At 55.0% G+C, this 22,982-nt stretch carries 16 protein-coding genes; 7 read left to right on the forward strand and 9 right to left on the reverse strand.

The genetic code is table 11. The features are described from left to right. Positions 1–46: 46 nt before the first annotated feature. The 3 genes from lpdA to aceE are packed head-to-tail and all read right to left on the reverse strand — an operon-like array spanning position 47 to position 5,605. Complete coding sequence (lpdA, locus tag FYZ48_RS24300) at positions 47–1,474, reverse strand: dihydrolipoyl dehydrogenase (protein ID WP_145046344.1); 1,428 nt, start codon at positions 1,472–1,474, stop codon at positions 47–49. 59 nt (positions 1,475–1,533) lie between these two features. Continuing rightward, positions 1,534–2,856 carry a 2-oxo acid dehydrogenase subunit E2 gene (locus FYZ48_RS24305; RefSeq protein ID WP_149345143.1) on the reverse strand — a complete coding sequence of 441 codons (1,323 nt, stop codon included), beginning with the start codon at positions 2,854–2,856 and terminating at the stop codon, positions 1,534–1,536. 55 nt (positions 2,857–2,911) lie between these two features. Then, on the reverse strand, positions 2,912–5,605 hold the full coding sequence (gene aceE / locus FYZ48_RS24310; RefSeq protein WP_149345144.1) for a pyruvate dehydrogenase (acetyl-transferring), homodimeric type: 2,694 nt from the start codon (positions 5,603–5,605) through the stop codon (positions 2,912–2,914). Positions 5,606–6,271: 666 nt separating this feature from the next. Between aceE and FYZ48_RS24315 the strand changes: the two genes are divergently transcribed. The 5 genes from FYZ48_RS24315 to FYZ48_RS24335 all read left to right on the forward strand — a co-directional run bounded on the left by FYZ48_RS24315 (position 6,272) and on the right by FYZ48_RS24335 (position 12,408). Then, on the forward strand, positions 6,272–7,324 hold the full coding sequence (locus FYZ48_RS24315; RefSeq protein WP_149345145.1) for a sigma-70 family RNA polymerase sigma factor: 1,053 nt from the start codon (positions 6,272–6,274) through the stop codon (positions 7,322–7,324). Between the two features lie 114 nt (positions 7,325–7,438). Beyond that, entirely contained in the window at positions 7,439–8,425 is a 987-nt protein-coding gene (locus FYZ48_RS24320) for a pseudouridine synthase (protein WP_198422271.1), read from the forward strand. 38 nt (positions 8,426–8,463) lie between these two features. Continuing rightward, a complete protein-coding gene (locus FYZ48_RS24325) occupies positions 8,464–9,336 on the forward strand; it encodes a dihydroorotate dehydrogenase electron transfer subunit (protein ID WP_149345146.1) in 873 nt (290 codons plus the stop codon). 73 nt (positions 9,337–9,409) lie between these two features. Then, a complete protein-coding gene (locus FYZ48_RS24330; protein WP_149345147.1) occupies positions 9,410–10,429 on the forward strand; it encodes a hypothetical protein in 1,020 nt (339 codons plus the stop codon). Between the two features lie 272 nt (positions 10,430–10,701). Continuing rightward, positions 10,702–12,408: a serine/threonine protein kinase gene (locus FYZ48_RS24335; protein WP_187782193.1), complete on the forward strand. Its 1,707-nt coding sequence runs from the start codon at positions 10,702–10,704 to the stop codon at positions 12,406–12,408. Positions 12,409–12,431: 23 nt separating this feature from the next. Here FYZ48_RS24335 and FYZ48_RS24340 read toward each other — a convergent pair whose 3' ends face one another. Next, positions 12,432–12,716: a hypothetical protein gene (locus FYZ48_RS24340; protein ID WP_232101960.1), complete on the reverse strand. Its 285-nt coding sequence runs from the start codon at positions 12,714–12,716 to the stop codon at positions 12,432–12,434. Between the two features lie 93 nt (positions 12,717–12,809). Continuing rightward, the gene (locus tag FYZ48_RS24345) at positions 12,810–13,871 is read right to left on the reverse strand and encodes an Ldh family oxidoreductase (RefSeq protein WP_149345149.1); all 1,062 of its coding nucleotides are present in this window, start codon (positions 13,869–13,871) and stop codon (positions 12,810–12,812) included. Positions 13,872–14,407: 536 nt separating this feature from the next. Between FYZ48_RS24345 and FYZ48_RS24350 the strand changes: the two genes are divergently transcribed. Next, on the forward strand, positions 14,408–14,704 hold the full coding sequence (locus tag FYZ48_RS24350) for a hypothetical protein (RefSeq protein WP_145041735.1): 297 nt from the start codon (positions 14,408–14,410) through the stop codon (positions 14,702–14,704). Positions 14,705–14,732: 28 nt separating this feature from the next. Here FYZ48_RS24350 and FYZ48_RS24355 read toward each other — a convergent pair whose 3' ends face one another. Next, complete coding sequence (locus FYZ48_RS24355; RefSeq protein WP_149345150.1) at positions 14,733–15,350, reverse strand: hypothetical protein; 618 nt, start codon at positions 15,348–15,350, stop codon at positions 14,733–14,735. 166 nt (positions 15,351–15,516) lie between these two features. Here FYZ48_RS24355 and FYZ48_RS24360 point away from each other — a divergent pair, with 166 nt between their 5' ends. Continuing rightward, positions 15,517–17,250, forward strand: a complete 1,734-nt coding sequence (locus FYZ48_RS24360; RefSeq protein ID WP_149345151.1) for an arylsulfatase — start codon at positions 15,517–15,519, stop codon at positions 17,248–17,250. Positions 17,251–17,340: 90 nt separating this feature from the next. Here FYZ48_RS24360 and FYZ48_RS24365 read toward each other — a convergent pair whose 3' ends face one another. The 3 genes from FYZ48_RS24365 to FYZ48_RS24375 form a co-directional block, all read right to left on the reverse strand. Further along, the gene (locus FYZ48_RS24365) at positions 17,341–18,984 is read right to left on the reverse strand and encodes a hypothetical protein (RefSeq protein WP_149345152.1); all 1,644 of its coding nucleotides are present in this window, start codon (positions 18,982–18,984) and stop codon (positions 17,341–17,343) included. 554 nt (positions 18,985–19,538) lie between these two features. Then, positions 19,539–21,095, reverse strand: coding sequence for a UxaA family hydrolase (locus FYZ48_RS24370; protein WP_149345153.1), 1,557 nt, complete (start codon positions 21,093–21,095; stop codon positions 19,539–19,541). 191 nt (positions 21,096–21,286) lie between these two features. Then, on the reverse strand, positions 21,287–22,924 hold the full coding sequence (locus tag FYZ48_RS24375) for an arylsulfatase (RefSeq protein ID WP_149345154.1): 1,638 nt from the start codon (positions 22,922–22,924) through the stop codon (positions 21,287–21,289). Positions 22,925–22,982 lie beyond the last annotated feature (58 nt).

Consider the following 22,982-nt stretch of genomic DNA (forward strand, 5'->3'; position numbering starts at 1 on the left):
TTCGACATTCAGACTTTGCAGTGTCGAATGCTGCCCTGTTCGATGTTTACTTTCGTTTCGGTCGGTACATGTGGGTCGCCTGACCGAGGAAGCTTTCTGCGGCTTCCATCAGGGTTTCCGAGAGAGTCGGGTGAGCATGAATGCTCTCGGCGACATCTTCGGCGACGGCAGCCATCTCGACGGCCATCACACCTTCGGCGATCAGTTCGCCTGCGCCCGGACCGACAATGCCGACACCGAGTACGCGTCCTTTTTTCTTATCGAAAATGATTTTGGTGAGCCCTTCCGTACGGGCCAGGGTCTGAGCACGACCGGAGGCGGCCCAGGGGAAGCGGGTGATTTCGACATCCAGTCCCTGGTCTTTCGCTTCCTGCTCAGTGACGCCACACCAGGCCAGTTCCGGGTCGGTGAAAACGACCGCGGGAATCGCGATGTTATCGAATTCAGCCGGTTCACCAGCGATGGTTTCCACGGCGACTTTGGCTTCGCGGGTCGCTTTGTGAGCCAGCATCGGTTCCCCGGCGATATCACCGATGGCGAAGATGTGGGATTCAGCAGTCCGCTGATTGGAATCGTTCTTAATGAAACCACGCTCGTCGAGTTCGAGCTTTGTGTTTTCCAGTCCGATACCTTTGTTGTTCGGTCGACGGCCGATGGAGATCAGCACGCGGTCGAAGGTCTGCTGTGGTTCGACTCCTTCACCACTCAGGTCGGCGACGATGCCAGCGTCGGTGGGAGTCAGTTTTTCGACCTTGGTATTCAGGTGAATGGCGGCGAAGCTTTCCTGGAGTCGTTTCTGCAACGGTTTAACCAGATCGCGGTCGGCACCGGGGAGCAGGCCGCCTGTCATTTCAACGACAGTAACTTCTGAACCCAGGGCGGCGTAGACGCTACCCATTTCCAGACCGATGTAGCCGCCGCCGACGACCAGCAGTTTTTCGGGGATATCGGCCAGTTCCAGGGCACCGGTGGAATCCATGATCCGGGGATCATCGAGATCGAAGACCGGGGGAACCGCGGGGGAAGAACCGGTGGCAACGATGGCATACTTAAAGCCGATTGCTTCCGTGGTGCCGTCCTGTTTGGTGACTTCAACGGTGTTGGAATCTTTGAAACGACCGAAGCCTTTGACGATTTCGACATTGCGAGCTCCCGCGAGTTGTCCGATGCCGCCGGTCAGCTGTGTGACGACTTTCTCTTTGAATTCGCGAAGCTTGTCGAGGTCGATCTTCGGTTTTTCGAAGGTGATGCCCCAGTCAGAGGATTCTCTGGTTTCGTTGATCAGCTTAGCCACGTGCAGCAGCGCCTTGGAAGGGATGCAGCCCCGGTTCAGGCAGACGCCGCCGGGGGCGACATCGTCGTTGACCATGATGACTTTGAACCCTTTGTCGGCTGCGTCAAACGCTGCCGGGTAACCGCCGGGACCACCGCCGATGACAACAATATCGGTTTCTCTGGTTGCAGATCCAGACATAATGTGCATTAACTTTCTTTGTCTATTGATGCTTTAACGTGGTAGCAATATCTCTGGGCTTAGCAGTCGACCAGCAGGTTGAACGGATCAGACAGCAGGCCGGAGAGTCGCACGATGAAGCGTGCAGCGTCGGCACCGTTGATCACCCGGTGATCGTAGGAAAGCGACAGGGGCAGCATGAGCCGCGAAACCGGTTTGTCGTCGATCAACTGGAATTCATGGCGTGAGCGGGACATGCCCAGGATGGCGACTTCAGGGTAGTTCACAATCGGTGTGAACGAGGTGCCCCCCAGACCACCGAGGTTGGTGATGGTGAAGGTGCCACCCTGCATGTCACTCATTTCCAGTTTACGATCGCGGGCCTTGACGGCCAGTTCGTTCATTTCATTGGCGATGGTGATGATGTTTTTCTTATCAACATCTTTGACCACGGGAACAACCAGTCCGTTTTCGGTATCGACGGCGACGCCGATATTGATGTACTGCTTGTAGATGATCTCTTCTGTTTCCGTATCGAAGCTGGAGTTGAAGACGGGGAACTCGTGCAGCGCGATGGCGATGGCTTTCATCGCCAGGGCGGTCATGGTGACCTTGGGACCGGAGTACTTGGGTTTGGAGATAAAGAGCTTACGGGCCGTTTCCAGATCGGTGATGTCCGCCAGGTCATGTTGAGTGACATGGGGCACGACCTGCCAGGAAAGACTCAGGTTCTGGGCAGAAACGCGTGAGAGCTTGTTGAGCTTCTTACGTTCGATTTCGCCGAACTGACTGAAGTCGGGCAGGGGGGGGACGGCAATGCCACCGCCGCCACCTGAAGAACCGCCGTTGGCGATCAGGTTCTTGACGTAGTTTTCCACATCTTCCTGAGTGATCCGACCACCGGGGCCGGAGCCGGCGACCTTGTAAAGATCGACGCCCAGTTTGCGGGCCATTTTCCGGGTCGCGGGACCTGCAGGAGCCGGTGCTTTGTCGTCGGAAGATCCGGCAGCCGGTTGAGGCTGCGACTTGGGAGGTGCAGACAGAGTGGGTTCCGGTTTGCTTTCCGTTTCGGGGGCCGATTTGGATTCTGCCGGTTCTGGCTTTTCTTCTTTTGCTTCAGCTGGCGCTTCTGCTTTGGCTTCTTCCTTCGCAGGGGCTTCCCCGTTGGATTCATCAATGGAGAGCAGTACGGTGCCGATCGCGACGGAATCCCCTTCGGAGACATTCAGTTCTTTGATCACACCTGCATAGGGAGATTCAAGAGGGACGACCGCTTTGTCGGTCTCGATGTCCATCAGGAGCTGTCCCTGTTCGACGGTATCGCCGACGGCAACAGAGATCTGTCCGACATCGGCGGTTTCCACGCCCTCGCTTACTTCTGGAAGTTTAAATTCAGTAGCCATGTCTTATCGTTCTATCTGATGATGGTAATGTTTGGTTTGAACCGTTGTCACTGGGTCAGGCCAGCCGGGGATTGACTTTCTCCGGATCGATGCCCAGGTCCTGGATGATGGCGGCTAACTTCGATTTATCGAACTTGCCTTCGTCGGCCAGTTCAACGAGTGTTGCCAGCACCACGTTTTCCGCGTCAATTTCGAAGTGACGGCGGAGCGATTCACGGGTTTCGCTGCGACCAAAGCCATCGGTTCCCAGTACACAGTAGTTCCCGGGGATGCCTTCACGGATCTGGTCGGCGATCACTTTGATATTGTCGCTGGAAGCGATGAAGGGGCCTGCGACGCCTTCAAAGGTCGTTTCCAGGAATGATTTCTGAGGTTCTGCATCGGGGTGCAGACGGTTGTAACGTTCCGCATCTTTGACGTCGCGGGCCAGCTCGTTGTAGCTGGTGACGCTCCAGACATCGGTAGCGATCTGGTATTTCTCGGCCAGGATTTCCTGGGCCCGCAGTACTTCGCGGAGAATCGGACCACTGCCGAACAGCTGCGGACGAGCGTCGACAGCTGGTTTGTCGGCTTCCAGGGAACGGAATTTGTAAATCCCTTTAATGATGCCATCCACGACGTCGTCGCCCTCGGGCATCGGCGCCATTTCGTAGTTTTCGTTGTAGACGGAGAGATAGTAGAAGATCTCTTCGCCTTCCTGATACATGCGTCGCATACCGTCCTGAATGATGACCGCCAGCTCGTAAGCGTAAGCGGGATCGTAGGCGTGCAGGGTGGGAACGGTAGAAGCCATGATGTGGCTGTGACCATCCTGGTGCTGCAGACCTTCCCCGTTCAGGGTGGTGCGGCCGGAAGTACCACCGAGCAGGAAGCCCTTGGTACGGGAATCAGCGGCGGCCCAGACGAGATCGCCGACCCGCTGGAAGCCGAACATCGAGTAGTAGACGTAGAACGGAATCATGTTCACGCCCTGGTTCGAGTAGGCGGTTCCTGCAGCGATGAAAGAAGAAATCGCACCGGCTTCGTTGATCCCCTCTTCGAGGATCTGGCCGTCTTTGGCTTCCTTGTAGTACATCAGCTGATCGCGGTCGACCGGCTCGTATAACTGTCCCTGGCTGGCATAGATACCGCACTGCTTGAACAGGCCTTCCATACCGAAGGTACGGGCTTCGTCGGGGATGATCGGCACAATACGTTTGCCGACGACTTTGTCACGGAGCAGGGTCGCCAGCAGGATGCCCAGGGCACCGGTGGTGGAACCTTTCTTGCCGGCCATGGAGTCCATGAACTTGCCCAGCGATTCCAGCGTGGGAGTTTCCAGACGTTCTTCGGTGGGTTTCCGCTCGGGCAGGTAACCGCCGAGTTCTTTCCGCCGTGCCTGCAGGTACTGCATTTCGGGGCTGCCTTCTTCGGGACGGTAGAACGGTGTGTTCTTGACGTCTTCGTCTCGAATCGGAATGCCGAAGCGGGAGCGGAAGTCACGCAGTTCTTCTTCGTTGGCTTTTTTCACGTTGTGAGCCACGTTGCGGCCTTCGCCGGCTTCACCCAGACCGTAGCCTTTGATGGTTTTGGCGAGAATGACTGTCGGCGAACCGGTGTGTTCGGTAGCTGCTTTGAAGGCGGCGTAGACTTTTTCCGGATCGTGACCGCCGCGGTTCATCTTCTTGATCTGTTCGTCAGAGAGATGCTCGGCCATCTTGAGCAGTTCGGGGTTTTCGCCGAAGAAGTGGTCGCGGATGTAAGACCCGGATTCGACGACGTATTTCTGATACTGACCGTCAACGACTTCACCCATGCGTTTGACGAGCAAGCCGTCTTCGTCTTCGGAGAGCAGGGGATCCCAGTCGCTGCCCCAGATGACTTTGAGACAGTTCCAGCCGGCACCACGGAAGGCAGCTTCGAGTTCCTGAATGATCTTGCCGTTCCCACGAACCGGTCCGTCCAGACGCTGCAGGTTACAGTTAATGACGAAGATCAGGTTGTCCAGATGCTCGCGGGAAGCGAGGGTGATCGCGCCCAGGGTTTCGGGTTCATCAGTTTCCCCGTCGCCAACGAAACACCAGACTTTCGACTGTGATGTATCCATAATGCCGCGGTTATGCAGGTAACGCAGGAAGCGGGCATGGTAGATGGACATGATCGGACCGAGACCCATCGATACGGTGGGGAATTGCCAGAAGTCAGGCATCAGCCAGGGGTGCGGATAGGAAGAGAGTCCACCACCGCGCGGGAGTTCCTGACGGAACCGCTGCAGGTTTTCTTCGGTCAGTCGTCCTTCGACAAAGGCACGGGCATAGACGCCGGGAGAAGCGTGACCCTGGAAGTAGACGACGTCTCCTGAATGGTCTTCCGTCCGTGAGTGGAAGAAGTGGTTGAACCCGATTTCCCAGAGTGTGGCTGCAGACGCGTAGGTGGAGATGTGACCGCCGATGCCGTCATGATCTTTGTTGGCACGAACGACCATCGCCATCGCATTCCAGCGGATGATACTTTTGATCCGCCGCTCGATTTCCCGGTTGCCGGGGAAGAGAGGCTGTTCATCCTGGGGAATGGTGTTGATGTAAGGCGTATTGGCAGTGAAAGGCATCGTCACGCCCTGACGATAAGCACGTTCCTGGAGAGTAGCCAGAACGTGTTGTACGCGTTCCTTTCCATAGCGGATGATGAGATCATCCAGTGACTCAAACCATTCTTCCAGTTCTGCCGGATCGACTCCAGGCACTGCACCTGTAACTGTCTGTTCTGCCATGAGATAAGGTTCTTTCAACCTGACTGAGTATATTCGTTCGTTGAGCGTAACTTCTCTCAGATCACTAACCAGTTCACGATCTGGAAGAAATCACGCAGCTGAGTAATAAAACAATTCTAGGAATGCACCGCTGTTAAGGGAACTAAACCGGGGCTTTTTTGAGGCCATCCCGCCGCAGATTCAGATTGGAATACATCGCGAAAGCGGTGACTGATCTCGTTAATCGAAATGTTAGCTGATTTCCCTCGGTTTTGCGAGTGATAGCAACCGGTCTAAACTCTTTAATAGACATAGCAAACGTCAAATACAGCTGAGACAGCGCCGGAGACAGGCTTTTTGAAGGAAATGAGGCAGGTTTTTCGTGGGTTTTCAGGCGGGCCGGGAAGAGTTTCCCTGCTGATATGATCGGCTTTTAAGGTGAGAGGGCGTGAGTCTGACTGAAATTTCCCGAAGTGCCCTTGTGTGCATGTGTTAATGTGTTCTCAGGCTGGGGAGGAAATACCTCGGTCATGACCGAGGTGTAACGTCTGTATAAATATTGTCCAATTTAAGCAATTTAGATTGTTAAAATTGTTTTATTGGATCTGATTCTCTAAGATAGGACCCGCAGGTTCTATTTTATAGAATCGATATGCCACAAATTTTCTCTCAGTGAGTCTCGGATATATGTCATACGAACCAAGTTATCCCGCATCAGAATTGGACACATTTTCCGATCTGGGCGAACGTGCCGTGCACCTGGATCAGTCACAGTCCTGCCAGTGCGAACTGCTGGCGGTCAAAAAGGCGGCGCGGATGCGAAAAGTCTGTGTGACACGTGAATTACAGGCTCGAGCGGAGCGTCTGTGTTCGAAAGAAATCGAATACGTTCAGAGCGAACGCTTCGATCAGCCCGACGCCATGGATCAGGTGCTGATTCCGCTGCAGCAACTCTGCGCGGAACTCAAGCCGGATACCGAAGATGACCTGACCAGTGATGCGGGTCTGCTGCAGACGCGTCTGTATGCGGTTCCCCTGTTGAGCAAAGAGCAGGAAATCATTCTCTTCCGCGGGATGAATTATCTGAAGTATCGCGCGGCGATGCTGCAGAAACAGGTTGATCTCAAAGCACCCTGCGTCGGTGTGCTGGACCGGATTGAGCAGAAACTGAAAGACGCAAAGAGCCTGCGAGACTACATCATTCAGGCGAATTTGAGACTGGTGGTCTCGATTGCCAAAAATCTGACAGACCGGGCGAATTCGTTCGAAGATATTGTCAGTGACGGCTACATGCCGTTGATTCGGGCGGTGGAGATTTTCGATATCGATCGCGGTAACCGGTTCAGTACCTACGGAACCTGGGCGGTGCGTAATTATCTGTTTCGCACTACGAAAAAGGGGCGTAAGTACCGTAAGAACTTTGTCAACGGTGCCGAGACCCTCGCGTTAAGACTCAGTGATATCCGTTCGACACTCCGCTCACAGGAAACCTATCATCGATCGATTGAACAGGTCCTCGAACAGGTACTGTGTTCCCTGGACCAGCGCGAGCAGCAGATTCTCAAACGTCGATTTGGACTGCCGCCGGCTGAAGTGCCGGAAAAGTTCCGCGAAATTGCGGAAGACTTCGGCGTGAGTACCGAACGGGTGCGTCAGCTGACCATCCGCTCGCTGCAGCGGATGCGGGACGTGATTGAGGAGCAGAGTCTGGAAATACCGGATATTTCTGAAATCCTTTGAGTTCCCTGCCAAGAAATCGGTTCTGCATAATTGGTATCATCTCACTGCTGTGGTATAAGGTACGCGGCCAGCAGGCCTGTTTTGACCTGAAAATTTTACCATAGTTGAAAGATCATGAGTTCCGATAACCCCACCCCGTCCGAATCCGATTCCCCCACAGACGACAGCCACCTGATTCGTTTGCAGAAATATCTGGCAGCGACCGGTCTGGGTTCCCGTCGTCATTGTGAAGAGTACATCGAAACCGGACGCGTGACCGTCGACGGGGAGATCGTGACCGAACTCGGAGCCCGCATCGATCCCGAAACGCAAGTCATCACCGTGGATGGCGAGCGGGCCCGGATGGAACCCCGTCGTTATTTTCTGTTGAACAAACCGTCCGGTTTTCTCTGTACGAACCAGGATCCGGCGGGACGGCGACGGGTGATTGACCTGTTTCCCGGCGAAGGGCAGCGGCTGTTTACCGTCGGTCGGCTGGATGAAAACAGTGAAGGTCTGCTGCTGGTGACCAATGATGGTGCGATGGCTCAGCGTCTCGCACATCCGCGTTATCGCGTCGCACGAACTTACCATGTGCAGGTCGCCGGTCATCCGACCCGGGAAAAGCTGGACGAACTGCGCAAAGGGGTGCGGTTCAAAGAAGGTGTCTTCCGCGTTTCCGGTTTAAAACCGTTGAAAAAGCAGGGGAAAAGTACCTTTCTGGAACTGACGCTGCACGAAGGACAGAACCGTGAGATCCGGCGAATGATGGCCCGCATCGGCCATAAAGTCATGCAGCTGATTCGCGTCCGCTTTGGTCCACTGAACCTGGGGAAACTCAAATCGGGCGAATACCGACGGCTGTCGGACACCGAACTTAAAAAACTGCGGGAGATGCTGAATGAGAAGCATTCCCCCGATCTCCGTAAGCGCAAAAGCAAGAAGAAGGCGGCTCCCAGTCGCGGGAAACCGGCGCGGCGTGGTGCGGGAAAAAATATTTCAGACAAACAGACAGGTGGAAAAAAACGGTCTGTCGGCAATAAAGGAAAACGAGGGGCCTCTGCGGTTCCGAAGAAACCCGCCCAGAAGAAGTCTACAGGACGTCGCATTATCGGCGATTAACGAGCGGGAACCACTGAGCGCCGGCAAGGAAAGCAAACATGACAGAGACTCACGCATTCAGCGATTGTGCAACCCCCCAGTATGTGGCAGCGACCGTTACCGAACAGGTCCAGATGGCAAAGGATACCTGGCGGCTGCGAATTCACTGTCCCGAAATCGCGCGGGTGATTCTGCCGGGCCAGTTCTTCATGGTCCGCGAGCCGGGCGTAAACGATCCACTGCTGGGGCGTCCCTTCGCACTCTATGATACCTGCCTGGACGAAGCGGGACAGCCGATCGGGCTGGACTTTGGTTATGTGGTGGTCGGAAAACTGACCTCCCGCATGACGCACTGGCAACCGGGTGACCAGGTCGAAATCTGGGGACCGCTGGGGAATGGTTTCCCGCAGCCCGGTTCCGGTTCGCTGGTCATGGTGGCGGGGGGAATCGGACAGACTCCGTTTCTGGCGACCGCCCGGGAAGCACTGGGGCAACGTACTTATGGTGAGCCGGCGCGGAAACTGGAAGCCTTTCCCGAGCGGGTGAGCCTGCTGTACGGGGCTCGTTCGGAAGCATACCTCGCGGGACTGGATGATTTTCGCCTCGATGGTCTGGAAGTCGAAGTGGCTACCGATGATGGCTCGTTTGGAAATGCCGGCTATGTAACCGAACTGCTCAAGCAGCGGATTGAAAGTGATGCACCGCCCGAGACCATATTCTGTTGTGGACCGGAACCGATGATGGAAGCGGTCAGTAAGCTCGCCCGGGAAGCAGGGATTTCCTGCTGGCTGTCACTGGAGACCCCGATGGCCTGTGGCTTTGGCGCCTGTTTCAGTTGTGTGGCGAAAGTCCGCGTCGGTGCTGACGACTGGGACTATCGGCGAACCTGCGTAGAAGGGCCCGTGTTTAACGCCGAGCAGCTGATATTTTAGACGCGGAACGCGACCTCGTATTGACAGTTTTGAACGGAAAACCCTATAGTTCAGGCTGATTTCAGGTCGGGACATGAACGTGCAGGATGATGAACACAACCAGACAGGGGCAGCGGCTTTCGCGGATTTCGCAGAAAGACAGTCCCGGTCTCCGCAGTCAGACCGACTCTCGCCGGCTGATGACGCTCGCGTCTCCTCTGAGCAAAATCAATCTTCCGTTATTCCGCCCCGCTTTCGTTTGCTGTTTGTGAGCAATCAGCGTCCCGAGTGGGTGGGCTTCGCTTTACGGCTGGATGCCATCGGCTGTGAAGAGCCCCGACTGGAGTGGGCCTCGAATGCCGAAGAGATGCTCAAACTGCTGAGCAATCACAGCTACGATTGTCTGTTGATTCAGGCCGACGTCGAGGGACGTCATAACTGCAGCGAACTGCTGCAGGCGATTCGCGTCAGCGGTTGTGATGAACCAATCGTTCTGATTTCACCCGTTCCCGATGATCGACTGTCTCTGGCTGCCTGTGAATTCCAGGCGGAACTGCTGGTTTCCCCCGCCGGCTGGGACTCACCCGCATTATTGAGTTATGTGCAACGGGCATTGAGGGTGCAGGAACTGCAGGAAGACCATCATCGTCTGCAGGTCGAGAATCATCGTCGCCTGGTCCGCGAGCGGGATGAAGCCGAGCGGTTGCTGAATCAGCAGCGCTCGATGGTCGAACAGCTGCAGACACTGGTCTACCCGGGAGAACTGGAGCCGTCTGCTGGAGAAGCACCGGCTGAACAGAGTGTTCCCGAAGTGTCCATGTCGGATGCGCAGATTCCTGCTGACATTCCGGAATACTATCATGAGCTGCTGCGGACCTATGTCATCATGGGCTCCGGGAGTCTGAAAGACGAGATCATCCAGATCGCGGAACTGCTGGCGGCAGCCCGATTGACCTCGCGTCAGGTACTGGAGTTCCACCTGGAGTGTGTGGAGACGATTGTCCGGGGGCTGGGGAACCGAAGTTCACGGCATGTCATGTCGCGTGCGGACCTGCTGGCACTGGAGATGATGGTCCACCTGGGTGAGTGTTACCAGAAGAGATTGTCTGAGTAGTATAAGTTACGTGATTGTAACAGCTTATACCCTCCCAGGCATATTTGAGCTTCCCGGAGAAAAACTACTGTCAATCGTATCTCCGAGTACCTATAATAGTTGTCAATATGCTGCCCTCCACGTTCAGTTTATTTGATATATCGAACAGACGGTACGAGCCTGAAGAAAACCAGACAGGAATGACAGATCGCTGCGGCTGACAACGAGGCGCTCAAGGACGGTATTCAGCGATGCTCCTGTCTAATCCAGGTTTCTACCGGGGAACTTTGAGGATGAGTTCAAAACCAACACCCCATTCTGCTGCAAACACAAAATCGATGCCTACTCTGATTTCCAAGGAGATCAGAAAAGATGCCGGCAAATTCTGTCCGCATGCCGGCGTCGTCTCTCGCGGTTCAGGCAGTATGTTTCAGGAGCAGGGACGAACGTTGCTGCTCCAGCGTCTGCGGATGGCTTCCCTGCTGTTAGGCCTGGGGGCAACTGCATTCCTGATCCGCGGTTTCTGGCTGGGTGAGTATAAGAACCCCCACGACAGTCAGATGCTGCTGCTGGATGGCGTTCTGGCGGTGATTCTTTTCTCCGTCTCCGCCTTTCTGTGGTGGAAACCCTGTCTCTGTAAATACCGCCTGCGGATTTGTGAGGCGATTACCTTCGGTGCACCTGCCGGATTTTTCATCTGGTGGCACTTCAGTGAACTCTGCGCCTGTGATCCGGTGTTACTGGGCAAAGTCGCCTTTGAATTTCCCCTGCGAACCGCATTTCCCTGGGTGATCTTGATCTTCACTTACGGGATCTTCATACCGAACTCGCTGAAGGGCGTGATCTCGGTGGTGAGCCTGATGGTCATCAGCCCGATTGTGGGTGCGATCATGACCGGGATGCAGGTGCCCCAGGTGTCAGAAGTACTGTATAGCGGCGGTTTGTCGGAGATAATCATCCTGCTGATGATTGCCGGGAGTACAGCCGTCTATGGTTCGCATCGGGTTGACAGTTTGAGGCGCGAAGCCTTCGATTTGAAAAGCGTGGGGATGTACACGCTCCGCAAACAGATTGGCAGCGGCGGGATGGGCGAAGTCTATCTGGCCGAGCATCGGTTGCTGAAGCGTCCCTGTGCGATCAAGCTGATCCGGCGGGACAAGGTCGACGATGAAAATGTCCTGCTGCGGTTTGAAAGCGAAGTGCAGGCGACTGCTGGCCTGACGCACCCGAATACAATTGAGATTTATGATTACGGGCATACCGAAGAGGGGACATTCTATTATGCAATGGAATTCCTGCCCGGACTGAACCTGCAGGAAATCGTGGAGCGGTTTGGACCTCTGCCCCAGGAGCGGGTGGTGTATCTGCTCAGACAGGTCTGTTCTGCCCTGGCGGAAGCACACCAGAAGGGACTGATTCACCGCGATATCAAGCCGGGGAATATTTTCTCAGCCGAGCGTGGCGGTCTGTTCGATGTGGCCAAACTGCTCGACTTTGGCCTGGTTAAATATCATCGTACCGATGATGTCTCACTGGAATTGACCATGGAAGGGGCCGTGGTGGGATCTCCGCTGTATACGAGTCCTGAAGTGGTCACCGGAGATGGCAGTCCCGGACCGCGGTCGGACATTTACTCACTGGGGGCGAGCGCTTATTACCTGTTGACAGGGAAGCCGGTCTTTGAAGGGGATAACGCTTTGAAGGTGATGTTCGCCCATGCGAGCCAGGCTGTGAAACCGTTGCGGGATCTGAATCCGGAGGTCTCTCCTGAACTGGAAGAGATCATTATGAAATGCCTGGAGAAGAAGCCGGACGATCGCTACCAGAACTCAGCCGAACTGCTGGAAGCTCTGGAGCAGTTACAGGTCAATAGCTGGACCCAGGCCCAGGCATCCGCGTGGTGGTCTGAAGCCGAGCATATGGTACAACATGTCTCCGAAGATGACGAATTTGCGTCCGATTATCTGAAAGCGACGACGGTACTACCCGTTAATGTCTGATTGATATCAGGATCGACAGCGTTCTAACTGCGGGACTTATGTTGCCAGTTGAGTCGATCGCGGGTCAGAAATCCGTGCCGAAGGGCACAGTCGACGCAGTGCAGGTCATGGCCGTTAGTGACAACGATCTCGCCGTGCATCAGCAGGTGAAAATGATCCTCGCCCGGAAACTTGGAGAAGCAGTACTCCTTGGACGAGGATGTTTTCACGAATATCGTGATGTTTTCCGCATCATTGATGGGCACATAGAGCCGCGCATCCTGCTCGGGAGCGGGCTGGTTCGAATTCGGATCCATTTCATTCGCCATGGCTAGAGCTCCCGGTTTGTCGGCTGATTGAAATCAGACAGCCTCGCGAACTGTCTGGTCAATTCGCGAGGCTGTTGTGTCATCGATGGCTGATCAGTCCTGGACTTCCGGAACGGGAACGTCGAGTTCTTCAGCCAGTTTGGTCAGTGCTTCCCAGTTCCCTTTATCGAGGGAAATGCCCGTTTCATTACGGGTGGCAGCGGTTTTCTTTTCCGGATCGCCCGGCAGAAAGACTTCTGTGACGCCGTCCTTGAGAGGCACGCTGCGGACATACTTTTCGAGATTGGTAATCTCGTTCAACAGGTGATTCTGGCCTCCCAGGTGAGTCGGGTCGATCACGACCACAAACACACAGTTCCCCTTTGGTGGTGGAGGATCAGGGAAGGCACACTGTCCACCCGAGAGGGCACCACAGAGCATTTCGACCATGAAAGACAGACCGAAACCTTTGTAGGCCTGATCGCCGCCCATGGGAAGGATTGTCCCTGGAGGATCGCCATAGAGCATGTTGGGGTCGGTAGTGGGATTGCCATCCGGATCCAGAATCAGGCCGGGAGGAACCTGTTCGCCGGCAATTTTCTTGATGCGGACTTTACCTTCTGCGGTGGCAGAAGTGCCGAAGTCGAGTACGAAGGGACCCCTTTCTCCGCCGGGCATGCCGATACAGATCGGATTGGTTCCCAGACGGGGACGTTTGCCTCCCACAGGTGCCACGCGAGGGGCGGAGCCGTGTGTGTTGGCACAGATGATGGATGCCATGCCTTTGGCGGCAGCCATTTCCGCGTATTCTCCCAGTCGGCCGATGTGCGAAGCGTGTTTCAGGGTTCCGACAGAGACACCCAGGTTGCCCGCTTTTTCGATCAGGCGATTCATCAGATCGTGCATCACGGTCTGACCAAATCCCCAGCCGCCGTCGCCGTTGATTGCAGCCGGTGTTTCGTTCAGGATCTTCAGAGTTTCACCGGCTTTGAGAATGCCTTCTTTGACACGCCCCATGTAGAAAGGAAGACGCATCACGCCGTGGGAATCGTGCCCCAGCAGGTTGGCGTCGACCAGGCTTTTGGAAACGATGCGCGCTTCTTCTTCAGTGGCGCCGCCTTTAAGCATGAGCGTTTCGGTAAATTTTTGCAGCGACTCGGCAGAGATAACAGGCACTTCTGATGACCCTCTATGTTAATGGATGTTTGAATGAGCAAATTTACATGCCATAACTGATGTAAAGCTGACGTTGGCCTTCATCATACAAACAAATCCAGATCCGGTAAATTTAGAGAATCGTCCGATTTTTCCTGTTGAGCAGAAAAATCAGTACGCAACCCGGCAACCACGTTGTGCAGGGCACTTCAATGTAGCAGGAGTGTTCCGGTTAGATAAAAGCGGCATGGTATTCCATGCCTCTGAGGGGGCTGGAAACGACTTAAGTGAATTGTCAGCGGGGGCATTCATCAGTCGGAATTCTAAAAATGCGGATCGCGCAGGGAAAAAGTCTGTCCCGTTAACGAATAGTGGAACTCCATAATCTTCTCAAATTTTAACAAAGACAACGGCACACAAACTCTTGTGACAGATGCCTCTGCGGTTGGACGATACTCGTGAGGTCAACCTGTCGATTCGAGAATGGTCCCCTTTGACAGTCAGGGGCGAGACCTGAAAAAACAGGTGAACGAGAATCTTTGCAAGAGGTAGCGTGCATGAGCATCAGTGTCGATAATATCCAGTCACTAAACGATCTACGTCAGTACATCCACAAAACACTGTGTGAAAAAGAGAACCTGCTCGAAGAGCAGTTCACGATGTCTGAAATGGCTTTACAACGCCGGGGTCGGGGATGTGGACTTCAGTTTTCGATTAACGGTCCCCGTTCGGTTCGCCTGGGAGCCATCTGGGCTTCTGACTCCAACATGATCTATTTCTACGACGCTCGTGGCGAACGCTACGCGAAAGTGAATCTGCCGAATCGCATCTTCGCCGACGAAGAAGCCGCTTAGCCCCTCTCAGAGCCTCAGCACTGCCAGTTCACTCTGTCGCTGAAATCGAGGTCGACTCGGCTTTCAGTTCCTTGAGTCGCTGTTGTGCCGGCAGGCTGCCATATTTGGCGGCGGCGGTGTAGTGCAGGATTGCGATGTTCGACGTGGCATGTTTCTGTTCGGCCTGCTTCCCCAGTTCAAAAAACCGTTGTGCTTTGGCCTGCGTTCTGGCTTGTGACGCAGCCTGCTTTTCTCGCGTGATTGAGGAGCCGGGCTGATTGTGCGTCACAGGGGCATGTAGTTGATCGCGCCAGTGATCACTGGGATGGGCGGCTGCTTCACGAATACTACGCGGAGCGGAGTTGAGCAGGTAACGGTCCATGGCTTCGAAGTCGTGAATATAGACGCTGACGCTGCTGGTCGTGCTCTGGAATTCCTGACCATAAATCGAGCCACGACGGAAAGGGCCAACCTGGCGAGAATGGATCCGTCCGGAACTGACGCCTCCCAACAGAGCGGTACCTCGATCCGGCACGGTGACTGTTGTTCCCACCGAGAATTGTTGTACGATGGGTTGTTGAATTCGCAGGACCTGAGCGTGAGCGGGAAGACTCATCAGAGCCAGCATTCCGCAGCACACCAACAGGCAGGTCAGTTTACGATTCATCAGTACGTCCTCCCGAGTCACGCGATTGGCTTTGTTCTATCGTATGATTTCAGGCCGAAGAGGACAACTGTTTTTTCAACCAGCGTCGCCTGCCCGCGTGCTTTCTTAAGCTCGAATGGGGGTAAGTGGTATCGCTGATATTGCTTAGCGCGTAAAGGGGAATGTAATGCTGCGAGCACTGTTACAGAGAAACCGGGGACTGATTCCATGTGGTCTGCTGGTTTTCCTGATCTTCGGATTCTCACATACGGGGATGGCAGCAGAGGGGAAACAGCCGAATGTGATTCTGTTGCTGACGGATGACCAGGGCTATGGAGATGTTGGCTTTCATGGCAACGCGCAGATTCGAACTCCGCACATGGACGAACTGGCCCGGCAGGGAATGGAGCTGACGCGTTTCTACTGCAGTCCGGTTTGTGCGCCGACCCGGGCCAGTCTGATGACCGGACGTTATTACTATCGATCGGGAGTCGTACATACCTCTCGCGGCGGTGCGAAGATGTACGGAGAGGAGACCACGCTGGCCGAGCTGCTGCAGGGAGCAGGCTACGCGACGGGAATCTTCGGTAAATGGCATCTGGGGGACAATTATCCGATGCGGCCCCAGGATCAGGGATTTGCGGAGTCACTGGTACATCGGAGTGGCGGCATTGGTCAGGCTCCCGATAAACCCAACAGTTATTTTGATCCCTGGTTGTGGAAGAATGGTCAGCGAGAGCAGGGCAAGGGCTATTGCACAGATCTGTTTTTTGACGCTGCCCTGGAGTTCATGGATCGACAGGCGAAAGCGGAGAAACCATTCTTTGTCTATCTACCGACCAACGCCCCGCACACGCCTCTGGAAATAGCGGACTCCTATTGGAAGCCTTATCAAGAGCAGGGACTGGATGAAACGACGGCCCGCGTGTATGGGATGGTGGAAAACCTGGATGAAAACCTGGGACGTCTGATGGCGCATCTGGATCAGACCAAACTGAAAGAGAACACGATCCTGATCTTTCTGGGCGACAATGGCCCTCAGCAGAAACGTTATACCGCGGGGTTGAGAGGGCGGAAATCGTGGGTTTATGAAGGGGGGATCCGCGTGCCGTTTGTGGCGACCTGGCCCGGACACATTCCTGCGGGGACACAGAGTGCTCAGATCGCGGCACACATCGACCTTCTGCCCACGTTGCTCGACATGACGGGGACCCCAAAATCGAAGTCATTAAAACTGGATGGCATCGATCTGACTGGCCTGCTGACGGGGAAGGTCAAGACACTGCCCGAACGGAAACTGTTCTTCCAGGTGCATCGTGGATTGACCCCGCAGCGTTATCAAAACTGCGCCGTGGTGACACAACGATACAAACTGGTAGGGTATCCCGGCACCTTCGGAGAAGAAAACCTGATGCGCGATGCCGAGCCGGTACTGGAGCTGTACGATCTGACCAGCGATCCGGGGGAGATGAAGAATCTGTTCTCTACACAGCCCGACATCGCCGCTGGTTTACGCAAGGACTATGAACGCTGGTTTGCGGATGTGAAACAGTCTCGTAATTTTCAGCCGGGTCTGATTGTGATCAACAGCGGCAAAGAGAACCCGACCACCTTGTGTCGGTACCAGGATGGAACTTTCACGCAAGGAACTTCAGAGGGCTGGATGGTTCAGGTAGAGACTCCCGGACGCTATGAGGTGGAAATTCAGCGGGGCGCTGATACCAAACCGGGCAAGTTGACTGTCAACTGGCAGGGGAAGCAGTCCCATGAATTTCTGTCGGCAGATCAGGCCTCGGCCCGTTTCGAACTGCAGTCGGGGACCGGCATGCTGGATATCTGGTTTCAGGAAGAGGGAGCCGATCGTGTCTATCCCGGCGACAACAGTACGCGGGGAGATGTGATTCTCAAACGGCTGGATTGAGCGAGAGGACTTTAGCGAACGTCAGGCGCATAAAAAACGGTCGAGAATAATACTCGACCGTTTGAGATGGTTCGTTGATTCGCCCCGTTTTTAGTAGAGCCAGTCGAGACCGACACTCCAGGTGCCGACACTCCATGATTCACGCTCGACATCGATCGAGGGGAACAGGCCGCGGGTCGGCATACCCTGCCAGCGGATGCTGTCGTAAGGACGGGCGATTTCGCCGGCAACGATGTAGGTATAACCCACTTTCAGTTTCGCTTCTTCCAGCATTTTCATACGTTTGAGGACAGGCACCTTGTCGAAGATTGCCATTTCCATGAAGATCGACTGTTCGAACATGGGTGATACGTGAGTGTGACTCTGTGAATCGCTGAAGGCGTTCGGGTTAGGATCTGCCGGGGTGGGGTCGATCAGAGCCTTGGGACGATCGATGTCATCCGGGTCGGCACGAATGCCCATTCCCACGTTGTCACCATTCAGTTTAATTTTTTCCTGGTTGGCCATGATACCGACTTTGGTCTGACCCCAGATCTTGAACTTGTCGCCACCGATGTCGAACTGGAAACCGACTTCAGGACCAGCCAGATGGGTATCAACGGTGTTGTTGACCCAGGTGGTGTAGGGCTGAACGGGCTGACCAGTTACCGGGTCAACAGGAGCGACGAAGAAGGCGGTTGAGGTCCCCGTGGTTCCCCCACCAGTACTGTCATCTTCAACAACCCCTGCGTTGTCGATGATGCCATCCTGGTTTTCGTCGGTTCCGGTGGGAAGCGAGAAGAGTTTCAGGTCAGGGCGGATACCGGCGATGTTGGTGGCATCACTGTAGAGCAGGCCGCTGTCGCGACCGACAAAGCTGAAGCCTTCGCGTACCTGCATGTAGCGGGCACCGGCCAGACCGCGAATCTTAAGGGCTTTCTTGTCCACAATCGGAGTCGACAACCAGGTAGCGTTGGTACCCCAGGCCTGGCTGACCGCTTTGACACGGAAATCCAGGTCGTAAGGTACGGTGACACCGTCAACAGTACCATCATCCAGTGGCAGGCCACCCAGGTTCATCAGTTCGTTCTGCAGCACTTCGTTCACCTGAGCAGTCGTCACACCAGGGATCGAAGAGACCACACCGGTACCTGCCGGATCGATAAAGTTTGGCGGAGAGAGCAGGATGTCCATGATGGCCTGATTCGCCGGATTTGGTTTGTGAGTCGATTGTTCAATCGCGGACCAGTCTGAATCAGCCCGGGAAATCCACCAGCCGGTGAATTCAAATCCACTTTCATCATCGTTGTACCAGCCCCAGCGGAGACGGAAACCGGGAGCATTCAGTTTTGGTACACTATTGAAGTACTTCTGATCGAAGTAAGGCAGTCCGGTGTTTTCACTGAACTGATCATAGTAATCTTCGTCGGTGGCGTCGATGAGTTCATCTTCTACCATGCCCAGGTAGGACTGAGTACCGACATTACCGATCAGGGCTCCACCCGGGTTCTGATAACGGGCGAACAGAGCTTCCATACTCAGGAAGTGCCGCTTACCGTTATTCCGAGCCTGGTAAGACCAGAGACCGTTACTATCAACCCGGTGCTGCTGGAACTGGTGCTCGAACGGCGAGATCCGAGGGAACGCACTCAATGGCGACTCGGGTCCGGCATTCATGGGGACTCCCGGTGGAGTCGGATAACCATTGCTGCCTGCCGCAGCCTGGAAGAATCCAGGTTGAACTGGTGCAGGCATGGCCTGAGCGTTCTGAGGATATCCCGGGAAGCTGGCAGGGTTATATGATACAGGCTGTATCATATGCGACTGCATTTCAGCTGGAGGAAATCCCTGCGCGTGTACTGTGGAGTATGCGTGTGAGATCAGAACGATGCTCAAAACCGGTGCTAGCCAATGAAGAAGCCGCATCTATACGTCCTTACAAACAAACAGCGGAAACCTGATAACAATCCGCGCGTCTAAAACGGAAATGCGCGGAGTCTGTTGCTGGTTATATCGGACAGGGCTTCTGGTAAACTGTAGCGATTATTCGGGAGATACCGAATTTTCCTGTTTCAAGAGTTCTAGCGGTTGTATCGAGGGGACTCTTGTGTGTTGGAATGTATAGTTGTGATGGGTGTTCGAAAGTTGGCCTGACTGTGTTACAGGTTGATCCGACAGAGAGAGAAAGGGAGGGAACTGGTTATTTCATAAGACGTTAAGATGCATGCTGGGCCAACAGACCCGCTCAGAACGGTCCTGGAAGAGATCAGGAACGAACGGGAGCGGGAATTCTGCTGAAATCCGGGAAATCAGAGCACCGGACCGATGCTCCAGGGGCAAAATTCTTCATCGCCGATGCCCTGGGCCTCACTTTTTGTCTTTTTTCCACTTGCGACTTCGATGATTAACTCGAAGATTTCGCGGCCCACTTCTTCCACTGAGGTGCCGTTCAGAATGCGACCTGCGTCGAGGTCCATGTCATCCTGCATGCGTTCGAACATGGGGGTATTGGTGGAGATTTTGATGCTGGGGACCGGCTTACAGCCAAAACAGCTGCCCCGGCCTGTGGTAAAGCAGACCACATTCGCACCTCCGGCCACCATGCCAGTGACGGAAGCAGGGTCGTAGCCGGGGGTATCCATAATGACGAAGCCCTTTTCGGTGACCGGTTCTGCAAAGCGGTAAACGGCACGCAGAGCGGTGCTGCCCCCCTTGGCGATGGCTCCCAGGGATTTCTCATAAATCGTGGTCAGACCACCTCTTTTATTACCCGGTGAGGGGTTGTTATCGATCACAACTCCGAATTTGCCCGTGTATTCTTCCCACCATTTAATCCGGTCGATCAGTTTCTGACCGACTTCCGGCGTGATGGCACGCCGTGTCAGAAGGTGTTCGCCGCCATAGATTTCGGAGGTTTCTCCCAGGATGGAGGTCGCGCCGTGAGCGACGAGCAGGTCACTGGCGATTCCCAGGGCCGGGTTCGCAGTCACGCCGCTGTTCCCGTCACTGCCGCCGCATTCGGTGCCCAGAATGAGCTCGGAAACCGGGATCGGCTCTCGGGTGACGTTATTGACCTTCGGTAAATAGTCTTTGAGCACGTCTGAAACGTAGTCGACTGTCTTTCTAATCCCCCCGATATCCTGGATGTTGAGGACCAGCGGCTCCATGGGATCGGGCTCTTTCAGGTTCTGCAACTGGACCAGTCCTTCGTTGTCGGAGAGGAAGGAACCTTGCCCCGTCTCACAACCCAGCCCCAGAATAACATAAGCGCCGATGTTGGGATGCTTCGCAAATCCCCCTAGAGTCCGCATCAACTGATGGTGGTCTTCTCCATCATACTGCATCGCACACCCCCCTTTATGGACCAGGGGAATGATACCATCAATATTGGGATAGTCCGCCAGTGATGTCTGGGCCAGTTCCCGGGCGATGTACTTGGATGCGGTCGCCGAACAGTTGACGGTACTGATGATCGCCAGGTAGTTACGGGTGGCTGCTTTGCCGTTCGGACGGCGGTAGCCCATGAAGGTCCGTCCCTCAACAGGTGCGGGTGGTGCAGGGACGTCGCTGGAGAACGCGTAATCGAGGCTGAGTTCGCCTGCTGCCAGATTGTGGCTGTGAATCCAGTCGCCTGGTTCGATGTCGCAGGTCGCGAAACCGATGACCTGACCGAACTTACGGATCCGTTCCCCTTTCGTGATGGGCTGAATGGCGACCTTGTGTCCCAGATCAATGCTTTCCCGGGCGGTCACGTTCTCGGTGTCGGTGATCGCACATTCCTGGTTTTCTGCCACAGAATTACGGGCGATGGCGATGTTATCTTCCGGGTGCAGTTTCAGTAACGGCGAAGAGGCGACTGTGGACATGAAAGGCTGACATTCTCTATTGATAAGGTTGGAAAAACCAACGCAGGCAGGAGTGGCGGTCTCACCAGCCGGTTGATGGACGACCTTGAGGTCACATTTCTTCAACTATCCCGTTTCGGGCGTGCAGATTCAAGTGATCTGCTGTTTTCCTGTGTGATCATCGTGAATGACAGCAGACGGACGGATAGCACTTATTTCTTACGGTAGAAGTCCGGCCCCTTACTTCTGTAGCCGGGGGGAGGCAGATCGTCCCAGGGAACGACGCCGACACGTTCGGCCCAGGCATCCCATTCGCGGGACATGGTTTCCACCCGCTGCGGTTCGCTTTTCACCAGATTATGCAGTTCGCTGCGGTCCTGGCTCAGGTCGTAGAGTTCCCACTTGTGACCGTTTTCTTTCACCAGCTTCCAGTCCCCCTGGCGAATGGCTTTGTTGCCTTCGTGTTCCCAGTAAAGCATGCGGGACTTTGTTGTTTCCGGATGCTGAAAAGTGGGGAGCAGGCTGTTGCCTTCGTAAGGGAAAACGGCCTGATCATTTTTGGTGGCGGGATATTTCGCACCGGAGATCTCAACGCAGGTTGCCATTACATCAATAATGTGTCCTACCTGATTGGTCCAGCCTCCGGTCTGCTGAATCTTGTCGGGCCAGCGGACGATGAGGGGCGTGGAGATGCCGCCTTCGTGCACCCACATTTTGTGGAAGCGGAAGGGGGTGTTACTGCTGTTGGCCCAGCCGACCTCAGCACAGCGGAACGACTCCCGGGTGCCGGTGATCGCGCCGGGCTGGTGTCCGCGGTCGATGTACTCGGCACTGGCGCCATTGTCGGAGAGAAACAGCACGAGGGTATTGTCTTTCTGACCCATCTGGTCAATTTGCTTCAGGACCTGGCCGATGCCTCGATCCATGCTGGTCACCATGGCTGCATAGACGGCCATTCGCAGATCCCATTCCTCGCGCTCTTTTTCCGAGAGACTGTCCCAGGCCTGGGCATCGGGATCGCGTGGGGAGAGCGGGCAGTTGATCAGCCCGAGTTGCTGCATGCTCTGGTGTCGTTGTTTGCGAAGCGCATCCCAGCCGCCCTGATACTGTCCTTGATAGCGGGCGATGTCTTCCGGAAGTGCGTGCAGCGGGAAGTGAGGGGCCGTATAAGCGAGATACATGAAGAAGGGTTCTGCTTGATGCTGCTGCGCGTGATCTTTCAGATAGTCAACCGCGCGGTCGCTGAAGGCATCAGTAATGTAGTAACCCGTTTTGGGTGGTTTGATCAGCTGATTGTCTCCATAGAGCGGACGGGGGGCGAAATAATTGCCCCCACCGCCGGTACCATAGGCGCGGTCAAAGCCTCTGCCCAGGGGCCAGTTTTCATTGGCTTCACGCATGCGATAGGTCAGGTGCCACTTGCCGACATGATAACAGCGATAGTCGGCTGCGGAGAGGACCTCGGCGATGCTGACGCAATTTTTGCCCAGTTCTCCCTGGTAGCCGGGAAGGTTATCGTTGCGGTTCATCCAGCCCATGCCAGCCTGGTGGGGATAGAGGCCGGTCATCAGCGAGGCCCGGGTGGGACAGCAGCGTCCCGCGTTATAAAAACGTTTGAATCGCAGTCCCTCGTTGGCCATCTGGTCCAGGTTGGGTGTTTTGATTTCCGAACCGTAGCAACCGAGATCCGAGAAGCCAAGGTCGTCGGCCATGATCAGGACAATATTCGGGCGTGTTGCATAACTCACGCGTTCGGAAGACAGAATCAGGCAGCAGAGAGTCAACCACAGTGCCGTGAATTTGAAGCTGCATCTGATCGCGGAAAGGGGGGAGAATTGGAGCATGGTCATTCAGTTGTCCTGCGCTGGATCGCTCGCGGTTATCAACGGCGGTGAATAATATGGTCAA

The sequence above is a fragment of the Gimesia chilikensis genome, from assembly GCF_008329715.1.
Lineage (GTDB): Bacteria > Planctomycetota > Planctomycetia > Planctomycetales > Planctomycetaceae > Gimesia > Gimesia chilikensis.